10 protein-coding genes are annotated in these 13,474 nt (G+C 69.3%); 5 read left to right on the plus strand and 5 right to left on the minus strand.

The features are described 5' to 3' along the window. Positions 1–963: 963 nt before the first annotated feature. Positions 964–1,803, plus strand: a complete 840-nt coding sequence (locus O1Q96_RS17660; RefSeq protein WP_331276043.1) for an IS5 family transposase — start codon at positions 964–966, stop codon at positions 1,801–1,803. Between the two features lie 576 nt (positions 1,804–2,379). Here O1Q96_RS17660 and O1Q96_RS17665 read toward each other — a convergent pair. Together O1Q96_RS17665 and O1Q96_RS17670 are read right to left on the minus strand one after the other, a co-directional pair. After that, the gene (locus O1Q96_RS17665; RefSeq protein ID WP_269249101.1) at positions 2,380–3,276 is read right to left on the minus strand and encodes a cytochrome c biogenesis CcdA family protein; all 897 of its coding nucleotides are present in this window, start codon (positions 3,274–3,276) and stop codon (positions 2,380–2,382) included. A 7-nt stretch (positions 3,277–3,283) separates the two neighbouring features. Next, a complete protein-coding gene (locus O1Q96_RS17670; protein WP_269249102.1) occupies positions 3,284–3,856 on the minus strand; it encodes a redoxin domain-containing protein in 573 nt (190 codons plus the stop codon). A 530-nt stretch (positions 3,857–4,386) separates the two neighbouring features. On the opposite strand from O1Q96_RS17670, the gene O1Q96_RS17675 reads away from it, so the two are divergent. Next, positions 4,387–5,622 carry an alpha/beta hydrolase gene (locus O1Q96_RS17675; protein ID WP_269249103.1) on the plus strand — a complete coding sequence of 412 codons (1,236 nt, stop codon included), beginning with the start codon at positions 4,387–4,389 and terminating at the stop codon, positions 5,620–5,622. Positions 5,623–6,082: 460 nt separating this feature from the next. Further along, positions 6,083–6,346 carry a hypothetical protein gene (locus O1Q96_RS17680; protein ID WP_269249104.1) on the plus strand — a complete coding sequence of 88 codons (264 nt, stop codon included), beginning with the start codon at positions 6,083–6,085 and terminating at the stop codon, positions 6,344–6,346. Here the strand turns inward: O1Q96_RS17680 and O1Q96_RS44470 are convergent. After that, a complete protein-coding gene (locus O1Q96_RS44470; RefSeq protein WP_419586907.1) occupies positions 6,275–6,988 on the minus strand; it encodes an NAD(P)-binding protein in 714 nt (237 codons plus the stop codon). The genes O1Q96_RS17680 and O1Q96_RS44470 overlap by 72 nt on opposite strands. Before the next feature lie 679 nt (positions 6,989–7,667). Between O1Q96_RS44470 and O1Q96_RS17685 the strand changes: the two genes are divergently transcribed. Further along, positions 7,668–8,132, plus strand: a complete 465-nt coding sequence (locus O1Q96_RS17685) for a hypothetical protein (RefSeq protein WP_269249105.1) — start codon at positions 7,668–7,670, stop codon at positions 8,130–8,132. A 522-nt stretch (positions 8,133–8,654) separates the two neighbouring features. Here O1Q96_RS17685 and O1Q96_RS17690 read toward each other — a convergent pair. Together O1Q96_RS17690 and O1Q96_RS17695 are read right to left on the minus strand one after the other, a co-directional pair. Further along, complete coding sequence (locus tag O1Q96_RS17690; RefSeq protein WP_269249106.1) at positions 8,655–9,872, minus strand: alpha/beta hydrolase; 1,218 nt, start codon at positions 9,870–9,872, stop codon at positions 8,655–8,657. A 615-nt stretch (positions 9,873–10,487) separates the two neighbouring features. Continuing rightward, a complete protein-coding gene (locus O1Q96_RS17695; protein ID WP_269249107.1) occupies positions 10,488–11,810 on the minus strand; it encodes a hypothetical protein in 1,323 nt (440 codons plus the stop codon). Between the two features lie 115 nt (positions 11,811–11,925). Between O1Q96_RS17695 and O1Q96_RS17700 the strand changes: the two genes are divergently transcribed. After that, positions 11,926–13,194 carry a molybdopterin-dependent oxidoreductase gene (locus O1Q96_RS17700; protein ID WP_269249108.1) on the plus strand — a complete coding sequence of 423 codons (1,269 nt, stop codon included), beginning with the start codon at positions 11,926–11,928 and terminating at the stop codon, positions 13,192–13,194. Positions 13,195–13,474: the final 280 nt, after the last annotated feature.

Raw genomic sequence — 13,474 nt, forward strand, 5'->3', positions numbered from 1 at the left:
AGACCGCGATCCAGGAGTTCCTCACCAGCTTCGACGCCTACGCCCGCATCCGCGGAGCACGTGACAGCGTCCTCACAGCCTCCCGCGTCGGCCTGCGAGAAGAAGAACGCGCCTTCACCGACCTGCACCAGGCCATCGCACGCCTCCGCACCCTTTCCCGCCCCCAGTAACCCACGGAAGTGCTCACACGCCGGCCCACCAGCTCAGCGCGAGGTGAAAGCGTCCACCGCCAGGAGGCCGTCGTCGTCCATCCGGACCGGACCGGATCGGTGAGCTGGGCGAGGACCTGCTGAAAATCGCGGCGGTGCGGGCGGCAATCACGCGCAGCCGACCGCCCACCTCGGCAGCCAGCCACACCTGCGCCTTCAGTAAAACGCGGGCGTCCTGCCGCTCCGTCTGCCACGCGGCACGACGCGCGAGAGCTCTCTCCCGCTGTGCGCTGCGCTCCCGCGCCCACGTACTGCCCCGACGTCGCGTTCCGGGTTGTAGACCGGCCAGTCCTGGCTGTCCATCAGGGCGGTGTGCGGCGCCATTCGGCATACCGCGCCACTCCACTGTCTGCGAGGTCCTCCGGGTCACCCTCGTACGGGCCACAGCCACCGGGGAAATCCAGCTGCTGGAGGGCTCCCCGCTCACGCCGCTCCGCTTCCATGACCTGCTCCACGCTCAGCCTCGCGCCCTGTCGCCGGACGTTGCCATGGGCGTCTGGCCACGGGCCGTCGGCACGTGTGCGGGCAGGCTTGCTTGCGGCCGGTGGTGGAGCGTCAATCGGGGATGGGGTCAGACCCTTGAGCGGTGCCTCCCGCATCCTCAGTGGACGTTAAGTCCGATCTTCCTCGGTTCGTGATCGCTCGATCGAGGTACTGATCGTCGCGCAGGCCTCCTGTTGGACATGTTCATGATGAGATGCGAGGCATGGAGCGAGAGCCGTATCCGAGTGACTTAGCGGACCAGTAGTGGGCGTTGATCGAGCCGATGATCACAGCCTGGAAACAGGACCGGGTGGCACGGTCAGCGACCGGATATCCCGGATCCTGCAACCTCCGGGAGGTCGTGAACGCGATCTTCTATCAGAACCGGACGGGCTGTCAGTGGCGTTATCTGCCCCACGACTTGCCAGCCTGGTCGGCGGTGTTCTACTACTTCGGCCTGTGGCGCCAGGACGGGATCGACCAGCGGATCCAGGAACTCCTGCGCTTCCAGGTATGGGAGAGAGCCCGGCGATCAGGAGGCCCGTCCCTCGTGATCATCGACACCCAGTCCGTGCGCGCGGCCGCGGGTGTCCCGAAGGCCACGACGGGACTGGGCGCCAACAAGAAGGTGTCGCGACGCAAGCGGGGGCTGGCCGACGACGTTCTGGGGCTGATCATCGGCGTCGTGGTGCTGGCCGCATCCGCCCACGACAACACCGCTGGCACCGCCCTGCTCGACCAGGCCGCCGAACGCTGCGGGATGCGCCTGGAGAAGGCCCTGGTGGACCAGGGCTTCAAGGACCAAGTCATCATCCACGGCGCGCTGATGGACATCGACGTCGAGGTCGTCCGCCGCAACCCCGACGACCAGGGCAAAGGCTTCGTCCTGCAGCCGAAGCGGTGGATAGTCGAGCAGGGCAACGGCACGCTGATGCTGCACCGCCGCCTGGCCCGCGAATACGACCACAGCCCCGACACCTCCCCGCCGCATTACGTGAGACTCGATCCTCCAGTGGCAGTGACGATAGTGGTCTGGGCCGGGACCGTTGTCCGGGACGGTCAGCCTAGAGCACCAGTGAGATCGGGAGGGAAGTTCATGGCACGAAGGTAGGTGTCGAGTGCGAGCGTGACGATGTCGCCATGCTGGGCACCGTGGTCCGCGTGGTAACGGCGGATGCGCCGTTGGAGTTGGAGAGCGTCGGGGACGGCGGCGTGGCGACACGGTGCCTGACGAGGGTGTTCTTTCCGGGAGCGCCCCGGCAGGATTCGAACTTGCGACGCCCGCCAACGGGTCCAGGGCACTGCCGCACAACAAGTACGGAGAGGCCGACTCCGCCGCCGACCACTTGCTGCGCCGGGTGCTGGCCACCGACAGTTACGAGGGCTCCGAGCGGATCCCGGTCGGCCGAGACCTGGGAGGGCTGGAGCCGTACGCCGGTCCGGACGCCGACTGGCTCACGGGCGGCGGTGAACTCAACAAGGTCGCCGCGACTATCGCCACCGGCCGCGACATGGTCGGCTGCACTGGCGTACCGACTACGGCGAGGTCCGGCTGGGCGCGGAGGCCGTCATCGGCATCCTGCGCGAGGCCACGAGGTGCTCCTGGAGGACGCGGTCTTCACCCTCGATCGTTTAGACGGCACCACCATGACCGTCTGACCTCGGTGGCCCCCTGGTCGCCCAGCGTTCAGGGGGTGTGGCTGGGTGTCGAGCGAGCGTCGGTGTCCGTGCAGGGTGATCGGCGGGTCCCTCGGGCCCGCCGGAAACGGATGAGCGCCATAGCCGTGATGAGCAGCGCGGTGAAGACCAGAGCGATCACCGCAGCGCCGGCGTCATCCAGCGTCTCGGCGATGCTGCGCTGAACGGAGCCCGCCGCGTCGATCACCGGGTCCTGGAGGGCGGGGCCACGCTGGACGCGGATCTCGTACCAGCCGTAGTACGCCACGTACACACCGACGCACAGGAGGAGCGCGCCGCCGAGTCGGGGCGCGATCGCGCCGAGGCGGCGCAGACGGGTGACGGCGGCGGTGAGGGCGACGGTCAGGGAAGCGGCGCCGACGATCAGGCCCATCCCGCCGGCGTAGGCGGCGAACAGGGCGATGCCCTCACTGGCCGAGCCGCTGCGGAAGACGGAGACGACGATGGCCAGGAACGGGGCGATCGTGCAGCCCAGGGAGACCGTAGCGTAGGCCATGCCGAAGAGTGCCATCGAGGGCAGCGAGCGAGTCACGGCTGGGGCGCGGCGCAGTTTCGGTGCCGGGGAGGGCAGTTGACCCCCGGCAATCAGCCATCCGCCGGCTACTGCCATGAGGAGCCCGAAGGCGATGGTGAACCAGGGCAGATGCTCCTGCACCTGTCCTGCGACGGGCTGGACGGCCAGGCCGAACACGCCGAAGAGCGCGGCGAATCCTGCAGTCATCGCGGCGGTGGCGGACAGCGCCCGGCTTACGGCGACCGTACGGCTGGGGGAGTCGTCGCTGAGGACGAGCAGGGAGAGGTAGGCGGGGAGGAGGGCGAAGCCGCACGGGTTGACGGCGGCGAGCATGCCCGCGCTGAGTGCGAGGGCGAGAGGAAGGTCGGCCATGGCGGGTTCAGCCGGTGAGTCCGGCGACCTTCTCGGCCAGGCCCTCGCCACCGGGCAGCACGCCCTCGTAGGCGGTCTTGCCGTTCTTGTCGAGGATGACGTAGCGGCTCTGTTCGGTGACCTCGAAGCGTTTCCATACCTCGCCGGCCTCGTCGGACAGGTGGGGGAAGGAGTGGGTGCCGGTCTGGGAGACGAAGTCCTTCATGGCGGCGTTCTTGTCGAGGCCGGCGACGCCGAGGACGTGGGCCTCGCCCTGGTAGTCGGTGGCGACCTTGGCGGTCTCGCCGGCCTGGGCGCGGCACTTGGGGCACCACGGGGCCCAGAACCACAGCACGGTGGGCTTGCCCGCCAGTGTGGCCGCGTCGAACGGCCTGCCGTCCACGGTCGTGCCGGTGAACCGCAGCGCCTTGGGGGCCGCCGCAGTGCCAGCCCCCTCCTGCGCCGGCGCGGAGGAGCCGGGAGCCGTGGTGCGGGACTTTTCCTCAGTGCTGCCGGAGGAGGCGGTGTTCTCCGTACCGCAGCCGACGAGGGTGAGTGCGGTGGCGGCGAGCAGGCCGGGAAGGATCAGGCGGGCACGCATGACGGGACGGCTCCTGTGGTCGGGGTCGGCTGAACTGTAGGCCGGTCGGCGCGCGGTGGGGGCCAGGGCGGGTGCTTACGGTCCGGTGACGTCAGCCCGGGTGGTCGGCGAGCCGCGCTGGGGCGAGGACGGTGTTACGGCCCCAGGCGAGGCGCACCAGGTGCTGGTCGGCGAAGTCGCGCAGGACCTTGGTGCACGTTTCAAGGAGGTGCCGACCAGGGCGGCGATCTACTGGCGGGTGAGCGTGATCTGCAGGCGGCGGGCCCCGAGCGCCCGTGGCCGGGTCTTGGCCGTGAGGGGCAACGGGATAGTGGCGATCCGCTGCGGTACCGACTGAAGACGCTGTCGGACAGGCGCTGTTCGAGATCGGTCAGGCACCGGCCGAGGATCTCGGTGATGCGGGGCGGAGATCCGGGCGTCGGTCAGCAGGAAGCGGTGGACGTCGGTGCGAAGAGCCTGCCGATCGGGCGTCGACACTCCTGTGGATCGCCCATGTATACGCCAGTAGAAGGGAGTTGTACGCTGCAAAGGTGGTGGGGGACAATTATCGTTTTGGGGAGTACGAGCTGGATACGGCTCGTCATCAGCTCCGACGGGCCGGTGAGCCGGTCCACGTCGAGCCTCGCGCTCTGGATCTGCTGTGCCACCTGGTCGAGCGACGGGACCGGGTGGTGGCGAAGAATGAGCTGCTGGATGAGGTGTGGGGTGACCGCTTTGTCAGCGAGGCGGCCCTTACCACGGCGCTGCGGACCGTGCGGTTGGCCGTGGGGGATACCGGCAGTCAGCAGCGACTGATCCGCACGGTGCACCGGCGGGGCTATCAGTTCGTGGCCCCGGTGACAGTGGTCGGGGCCGGTCCGCCCGTCGGGTCCGGCTTGGGGTCCGTCGTGGAGCCGACGTCGGCGGGCGGGTCGAACGACGTGGGGAGACGTCAGACCATCCGGTTCTGCCGGGCCGACGACGGCACCCGTATCGCCTACGCCACCGTCGGCTCGGGCCCGCCGTTGCTCAAGGCGGCCAACTGGCTGACCCATCTCGACCTTGAGTGGATGAGCCCGGTGTGGTCGCACTGGCTGGGAGGTCTCGCCCGCAACCGCCAACTGATCCGCTACGACGAGCGGGGTTGCGGCCTGTCGGACTGGGCCGTGCCCAGCTTCACGTTCGACGACTGGGTCGACGACCTCGAGAGCGTGGTCGAGGCCGCCGGGCTTGATTGTTTCCCTCTGCTGGGGGTGTCTCAGGGTGGTGCGGTGGCTGTGGCCTATGCCGCGCGCCGTCCCGAACGGGTCAGCCGGCTGATTCTCGCCGGGGCGTACGCCCGAGGACGGCAGGTGCGGGCACAGGGCGAGGCCGAGCGTGAAGAGGCAGACCTCGACCTGGATCTGGCCCGAGTGGGGTGGATGCACCACGATCCCAGCTTCCTGCGGGTCTTCGCCTCCCAGTTCCTGCCCGAGGGCACACCGGGGGACTGGGAAGACTTCAGCGCCTTCCAGCGGCGGACGACCTCGCCGGCCAACGGGGTTCGCTTTCTGGAGGAGTTCGCCCGGATCGACGTCTCCGACATCGCCCATCGGGTGGAGTGCCCGACGCTGATCATTCATTCGCGCGATGATGGGCGGGTGCCGGCCTCGCAGGCCAGTGAGCTGGCTGCTCTCATTCCCGACAGCCGACTGGTGCTGCTCAAGAGCAGCAACCACCTGCTCACCGCGTTCGAGCCGGCCTGGGACGAGTTCCTGTCCCACATCGACGCCTTCCTGGCCGAGTGACCTCAGCGGTCGACCGGCGGGGTCCCGGTCAGGCAGCTGGCCGTCTGCGTACCGCGGGGCTGGCGGGCGTTTCGACTCCTGCGAAGAGCGGCGGGCGGCCAGCAGTACGCGGATGGCCATGGCCGGGGCTATGAGTGACTGCGGCCGGGCCAGCAGGTTCTGTACCCGCAGCGTCTGGCGGGCCACCGGGACGGAGGTGTGGCAGGCCCGGAACACCTTGTCGAGGTAGCGGTTGACGAGGCCGGTGCCCGGCGGCTTGGGCCCGCTGGTGCGAGGGTCGGTGAAGTCGGCCCCTGCAGCGATCTTCCACGGTATGTCGACCACTTTTGCGGCCCGCCGGTAGAAGTCATGCGCCAGTGCGGGGGAGGCGGGGCCGTGGCGTTCGACGTCCTGGTCCAGGGCCTGGGCCTGCAGTGCCGCCGCCGACATTCCCTGCCAGTGAAGGGGGTTGAGACTGCAGATGGCATCCCCCAGCACCAGGAATCCCGGCGGAGTCCGCTCCAACCGCTCCACGTGGCGGCGCCGGCTGGTGGGCATCCGATGGCTGAGGACCGGTGTGAGGGCATCGGCCCGGGCGAGGACGTCGGCGATCACGGGCGATGGCAGGGAGCGGGCGAAGTCCTCGTACTCGGCCGGCTCGGTCGGGGGGACGTCACCGTGGAGCGAACCCACGGTGACGATCCACCGGCCGCCCTCCACCGGCACCATCATGCCCATGCGGTGACCGCGGGCCGGGTTGTCGACCACAAGGACGAGAGCGCCGTCGAGATCGTCCGGCCGCCGCCGCACGATCCGGGTTCCGTAGGCCGTGTCGATACGGATGGCGGAGACCTCGGTGCCGGGAATCCCGCTGTGGCCAGCTGGTCGAGGAAACGGGTGTTGCGGCCGGTGCAGTCGACCACGAGGTTGGCCCGGTGCTCGGTTCCGTCGGTCCGGACACCGGCCACCCGGCCGCCTTCCAGGACCAAGCGGTCCACGGCCGTCTCGTCGGTGATGGACACGTTGGACCGTTGCCGCAGGAGCCGCTCGCGCACCGTGCCCCCAGCAGGGGCCGGCTCATCGACATCGTGAGGAATCCGAGATCGGACCGTACCCGGTGGGCGCCCGCCTGGTGCCACACCAGGTCCTTGGCGTCGAGGGGGACCGCGCCTGCCCGCACCAGTTCGTCGACGAGACCTGGGAACCAGCCGGCCAGCAGTTGCTGGCCGGTGGCCAGCAGTACGTGGGCGTGACGTCCCTGGGGGACGCTCTTGCGCGTGACCGCGTCCTGCGGCAGGCGGTCACGCTCCAGTACCGTCACCCGATCGACGTGCTCACTCATAACCCGTGCGGTCACCAGACCTGCTATGCCCGCGCCGATGACCATGGCGGTGGTGCCGTTACGCTCCCTCACCTCTCACCCTCCAGCTCGAACCCGGGCCGAAGGCGGCCTTGGGCCTGTTCGAGCATCGCGCTGTCACCAGGCCAGGACTTCAGGGAAATCTGAGGCTTGTCTGAGGAGAAGCTGAAGTCGGCTGGAAGCCGGCACTGGCGGGTCCGAAAGCCGCCGTGAAGCGATCACGTGCCCGCTCCCGGGCATGGGTGGCACTTCTGGCGTGTGACCACCGGCGTGAACGGGAGGCGATGTCGGGGGCGTTCGCGTGTACGCCGACAGGCGACGGCGTGTGGGCATGCACCGGAATCGGCGTGTGCAGCCGAACAGCCGCCGGGGTGGTCCGGTTCATTGGCCAACGGCAGCCACACACCTCCGAGCCGGGCCTGAGCACCCGACCGGCTTCGCCGGACGCGACGGCCACGGTGACCAGCCCGGGCCGACCTGGGGTTACCACCTCAACGTCTTGGACGGGAGCCGCTTCGCCGCCCCCGGCCCGCCGGATGAGGTCGGCGCCCTCACCTCCTCCTCAGAGAAGCCTCAGAGCTCCACCAAGTCTGGGCTGGTGGCGGGCCCGATGCTGGAACAACGCCGGGTCGAGGAGCAGTCGTACGGACGCCGCCCCAGCCCGGCAGTCCTTTCAGACGCGAGACACGAGAGAGAAGGACAGACGATGCGAGTCGACAACACCAGGACGTCCGGCCCGATCCGGACGCGGCGGGGGCTGGCGCTGCTGATCGCCTCGGGGGCCGGGCTGGGTTCCCTGCTGCTGGGAGCGGTACCCGCGCAGGCCAACGACACCACCAAGCAGGTCGCGGCCAACGGCCAGTCGGTCACGTTCGCCACCGGTGACAGCAGCCGGGGCGTCAGTGGCAACGTCACGTTCGTGGTGAAGGCGGACGGCAACTGGTCGATCACGGGAAGCGGGAAGAACTCGCACCTTCTCGTGCGTACCTTCCACTGGACCTGCGATCTGTCGTGGGACGCGGCGAGCGTCTCGCACGCGACCGGGAAGAAGGCCGTGCCCGGCAAGAAGACCCGCACCATCAGCTCGGCGGCGTACGACCCCAACATCCAGGCGGACTTCGCCGACATCGTCGCCCGTGGCAGGGCCGACTGCGACATCGTCATCGGCTGACCGAGGCGGGTTTCGCCAGTCCTCGGTGGAACCGCGGGAACGTCGATCGCGGCATACGCGTTCCGACGGCCTTGCGGAACGGTTCGCGGAGGCCGGCGCTGCAGGTCAGGAAAGACCGTCAGCAACCATGACAGCAACGGCCTTCCGATGAGGGAGTCCTGACAGAAAGCTGCTGACGATTCTCTTGAAGGGCCGCCCGGAGTGCTGGGCGGCCCTTCGTGCACTCCGTGGGGGTGTGATCTCAGCCACACGCCAGTCCTTCACAGGGGTGAGGACGTCATCGCAGGCGACACGAATGTGCCCCCGTCAGCCGCGGACGGTTGGCGCACCCGCCGTTGATTCCCCTGAGCCTCTTCTCCCCCGACCTTCGGCCCGGCCTCGTCCCCGGCGCGCGCCGCCGCCCATGCCCAGGTACGCGAACTCCACGTCCCGAAGCGGGCATTGGGTGTTGGCGAACCTGCGCCCGGAGCCGGTCCGGGGCCCGGTGTGAAGCCTCTCCTCGTTGGCGTCCTGCCTGCCGGACTACTCGGCGAGGAAGGTGTCGAGGTGGGCGAGGAAGGTGGGCCAGGCCGGGTCGGCGGCAGTGAACAGGTGGTTGCGGCTTTCGAGGAGGATCAATCGGCTGTCGGAGATGAGCGTGGCCAGTTCCAGGGCCTGTGCGACGGGGACCCGCGCGTCGTCGCGGGAGTGGATGATCAGCGTGGGGCAGGTCACCTGGTGGGCGATGCCGGAGATGTCGATGCGGGTGAACTCTTCCAGGAAGCGCAGGCCGTTGGCGGGCGAGGTCGTCTGGCGCTGGTAGGCGGCGAACGCGTCCCATTCCGCGGGTGTGGCGTCGGCGAGGAACCGCGAGGCGAAGAAGCGCAGGAAGCTGTTGTCCTGGGAACGCCATCCGGCGCGGGCGATGTTCAGTTCGACCTGAGCGGCATCGCGCTCGGCGTCGTCGGCGGCTCGGATCTGTCGCCCACGGGCGTAGGACGCGGTGAGGATCAGCCGACTGACCCGCTCGGGATGGCGCGCGGCGTAGGCGACCGCCACCGCGCCGCCCTGTGACACCCCGAGCAGGGGGAAGCGGTCGAGTCCGGCGGCATTTACCACGGAGTCGAGGTCGTCGACCAGGTCGTCGAGGGCGAAACCGGGCACATTCCATTCGGAGAGGCCGCAGCCCCGCTCGTCGTAGCGGATGAGTTGCCGGCCGCGGGTGAGACCGTCGAACCAGTGCGCCCACATCGGGGTGGTCCGATCGAGGTCGAGGTGGGTCAGCCAGTTGGCGGTCTTCACCAACGGCGGGCCTTCGCCTGTGGTCGCGTAGGCGATGCGGGTGCCGTCCGTGGACCGGCAGAACCGGATGACCTCGTGGTCCGCCTCTGCCGCCGCCGTATCGGCGGCGGTGGGTGCGGCGGGCGGAGTGGTGGAGGCCACCGTCACGTGCGCGACGAACTGATAGCCGCGCTCGCGCACCGTGCGAATGAACCGCTGTCGTGTGGCGCTGTCACCGATCGCGAGGCGGGCGCTGCGTAACCAGGTGGCGAGCGCGGCCTCGCTGACCGTGCGGTCGCGCCCCAGCGTGTCGAGCAGCTCCTCCTCGGGCACGACGCGTTCGCGGTGCTCGACGAGGTGGCAGAGCATATCCGCGGCTTGAGGTTCGATGGGGACCGGCTGCCCGTCGTGGCTGAGCCGACGGCGATCCGTGTCCAACTCGTATTGCCCGAAAGAGTAAACAGCGCCGCTCACAGCCATGACTGTATAGCGATTGTTCGATTCTGTGGGGCCAGGAGAACCCTCTTTCGCAGGAGAGCGAAGCCGGCCCGGCCGAACATCTGGCGCTTGAGCATCTTGATTCGGTTGGGATGTCCTTCGACGACGCGAGGGAGCGGAGGCTGGGGGGCGTCGAGCCACTGCGGAAGCCGTTCGCCCTGGCCCAGGGGAGTCTCTGAGCGAAGGACCGGACGTGACCGGCAAGGGCGTCAAGTACGGGGGCAGGTGACCAGGATTGTCTTGAGCCGGAGTCGTTCGATTGCGGTGCCTCCAGTTGGAGCACTGGTTCTTCCACGGCGCTGAACTGTCGCCCACGCAAGCACCACTACCGTCCCGATCTCGCGAACAAGGACACCACGCACTGCCCAGGACCGTCAGTACCTCTCCGGCCGCCCTTGCGCTCCCTTCGATGCCTGATCCATGAGTCCGTCAATCGAATCGCCAGAAGGGGCGCCGACTGAGGAGTCCAGCCAGTCCGCAGCGGCAACGGCACCGTACAGCTTTCGGCCGACTCGCCCTCGCCCGCACCGATGACCTGGGAGTGATCGAAGGGGTGCGTCCTGCCTGGTCATCGCTGAGCGGGCTGGTATGCATCGCTCACCAGCCGGTCAGCAGGAGGTGGTTGAGGAGCAGGCCCAGGGCTGCCTGGGCGGTCAGCCAGACGCGGGGGCGGTCGAGGAAGGCGCCCGCCGCGATCAGCCACAGCGCGAAGGGCAGCCAGATCCGTTCTGTCTCCGCCTTGCTCATCCCGGACAGGTCGGCGACGAGCAGCATGAGCAGGGCCGCACACAGCAGCAGCCCCATGCGCCGCTCGGCGTCGGGCGATGTGCGCCACCGGGCGAGGAGGGCGCCCGTGCGGCGCAGGCCCGCCACCGTCGCCGGACCCACCACGAGGACTGTGCAGGCGAGATTGGCCCACACCCAGTAGCCATATGGGCGGAAGCCGCCGGCGCCCTGGTAGTAGCGCTCGACCAGCAGGTGGTACGCCTCCCACCAGTTGAAGCCGATCACAGTGAACGCCACCGGCACGACAGCGAGTCCGGCGATCACATACGGGAGGATCCGGAGACGCTGGGAGCCGAGCAGCAGGACGGCGCCCGCGATCACTGCGAGGAGCGTGAGCCCGTACGACAGATATGCGGTGAGCCCGAAGAGAAGTCCGGAGGCCAGGGCGGTCGCTCGGGGCCGGTGACCCGTCACCGCCAGGGCGAGGAAGGCGACGGCCCAGGCGGCGACCGCCGCGAAGTATCCGTCCGCCGACGTGCCCGCCCAGACCGCGGCCGGGGCCAGGACGAGGAAGGGCGCGGCGCGTCGGGCGAGGGCCTCGCTCGCGAGTGCCCGGAGGGTGACGAGGACCGCGGCTGCGGCGGTCGCTCCGGCCGTGATGACGAAGACGCCCGCCCATGCTCCGCCGCCCAGGCCGATCCGGTCGAGCAGGACGAACGTGAGGGTGGCCCCCGGGGGGTGGCCGGCGACATGCGCTGGCCAGTTGTCGGGGGAGCCGATCAGGATGTGATGGGTGAAGTCCCGCAGGGTGTCGGGGATGTCCTGGAAACGGTCGATGACCTGGAGGTACTCGTACCCGGTCGTCAAGCGCCGGGCGATCCCGCGGTGCCAGCCGTCGACGAGGGCGAGGGAGAAGGTCCAGGCCATGGCGGTGGCCCAGGAAGTCCACAACAGTGGCCGCCAGGGCAGACGCGCGGCCAGGGATGGGCCGTACGCCACGACGGCGATGGCGACGGTGACCGCGGCAGGGGTGCCGGGGCCGGTGTGGGGCAGCCAGTTGGCGTACAGGGGCGGCCAGCCGACGTGCAGGACGTCCTTGGCACGCTTGATAGCGATGCCGGTCAGCGCGGCCGCCACCACGAGCAGGGCGGCGGCTGCGACGGCGTAGAGGTCGCGGCGAAGATCGCGGTTCACGCTGGGAGACGTTAGGCCGGACAGCGGCCGCCGGAGCCTCGACAGGCGCGGACGTCAGCCTTTCGTCATGAGTTGCACGCCCTCTCACCGGGTGCATCGGACCTACGGTCGGGGTATGGCACGGTCTCCTTCCTCACCCTCCTTCTGGCGCAGCCCGGTACGCGGCCCCTGGTTCACCTCCGTCCTCGGAGTCGTCCTGCTCGGCGGGATCACGGTGCTCTTCGTGACCGGGCTGCTGTCGTACGCCGCCTACAACCCCGGCCTGTCGCCGGTGAACGACAAGACCCCTGACAAGGGACTGCTCGGCTTCTACCTGTTCGCCTGGCCGACCGACCCGCACTGGCTGTACCGCCTCAACCAGGGCGTTCACGTCACACTCGGGATCACCCTGGTCCCTGTCCTGCTGGCGAAACTTTGGTCGGTCGTGCCCCGGCTGTTCCAACTGCCGCCGGCCCGGTCGCTCGCGCACGCGCTGGAGAGGATCTCGCTGCTCCTGCTGGTCGGGGGCGCGCTGTTCGAGTTCGTGACAGGCGTGCTCAATGTCCAGCTGGACTACCTCTTCCCGGGCTCCTTCTATCCGCTGCACTTCTACGGGGCCTGGGTGTTCTTCGCCGCGTTCGTCGTGCATGCCGTCCTGAAGACGCCGGCCGCGGTACGCAATCTGCGGCGGCTGCGGGAGGAAAGGACGGGGGAGGCCGGTTCGGGAGAGGAACTGGCGGAGGCGGTGCCCTCGCTGGTCTCCCCGGATCCGGCCGAGCCCACCGTGTCCCGGCGCGGGGCGCTGGGGCTGGTCGGGGGCGGTTCGCTGCTGCTGTTCGGCACGACGGTCGGGCAGAACTTCGACGGTCCGCTGCGGCACACGGCCCTCCTCGCCCCGCACGGCGGCGCCGATCCCGGCAGCGGCCCCGGTGGCTTCCAGATCAACAAGACGGCCGCGTCCAGGGGGATCAGCGCGGCGGAGACGAGCGAGGAGGCGTGGCGGCTGGTCGTCACCGGCCGCTCGGGGACCGTCCGGCTCAGCCGCGCCGAGCTGTTGCAACTGCCGCTGCACAGCGCGGCGCTGCCCATCGCCTGCGTCGAGGGCTGGTCCACCTCCGACCAGTGGTGGCGAGGCGTACGACTGCGGAACCTCGCTGCCCTCGTCGGCTACGAGGCGGATGCAGCGCCCGACGTCATGGTGGAGTCCCTCCAGCGACGCGGCGCCTTCCGCAAGGCCGCCCTGCGGTCCAACCAGGTGCGTGACCCGCGCTCCCTGCTAGCCCTGGATGTCAACGGCGAGCCGCTCACCCCTGACCACGGATACCCGGCCCGGATCATCGTGCCTGCCGCGCCCGGTGTGCTCAACACCAAGTGGGTGGCCCGGATGACGTTCGGAGACCTGTGATGAAGAAGCTGCGCCTGAGGGTGGGCAGCCCGCTCCAACTGCTGCTCCTCGCCTGCTCGTTCACCCTCGCCGGATACGCGGGAGTACGGCTGCTCGCGGACGACTGGCTCCAGGTCGCCCTGTGGTTCGTGGGCGCGGCGGTGGTGCACGATCTCGTCCTGCTGCCGCTGTACGCGACGCTGGACCGTGCGGTCGTACGGGCATCCGGCGCGATCGGCCACCGGGAGCGGGCTGTGTACGTACGCGTGCCCGCTGCCTTGTCCGGGCTGCTCCTGCTGGT

Source organism: Streptomyces aurantiacus, assembly GCF_027107535.1.
Classification (GTDB): Bacteria; Actinomycetota; Actinomycetes; order Streptomycetales; family Streptomycetaceae; genus Streptomyces.

What these genes read in the sequence shown, in the direction of transcription:
- O1Q96_RS17665 (WP_269249101.1), bottom strand. Translation starts at nt 3,276, where the DNA reads ATGGCCGACCTTCCTCTCGCCCTCGCACTCAGCGCGGGCATGCTCGCC.
- O1Q96_RS17670 (WP_269249102.1), bottom strand. Translation starts at nt 3,856, where the DNA reads ATGCGTGCCCGCCTGATCCTTCCCGGCCTGCTCGCCGCCACCGCACTC.
- O1Q96_RS17680 (WP_269249104.1), top strand. Translation starts at nt 6,083, where the DNA reads ATGGCATCCCCCAGCACCAGGAATCCCGGCGGAGTCCGCTCCAACCGC.
- O1Q96_RS44470 (WP_419586907.1), bottom strand. Translation starts at nt 6,988, where the DNA reads ATGGTCATCGGCGCGGGCATAGCAGGTCTGGTGACCGCACGGGTTATG.
- O1Q96_RS17685 (WP_269249105.1), top strand. Translation starts at nt 7,668, where the DNA reads ATGCGAGTCGACAACACCAGGACGTCCGGCCCGATCCGGACGCGGCGG.
- O1Q96_RS17690 (WP_269249106.1), bottom strand. Translation starts at nt 9,872, where the DNA reads ATGGCTGTGAGCGGCGCTGTTTACTCTTTCGGGCAATACGAGTTGGAC.
- O1Q96_RS17700 (WP_269249108.1), top strand. Translation starts at nt 11,926, where the DNA reads ATGGCACGGTCTCCTTCCTCACCCTCCTTCTGGCGCAGCCCGGTACGC.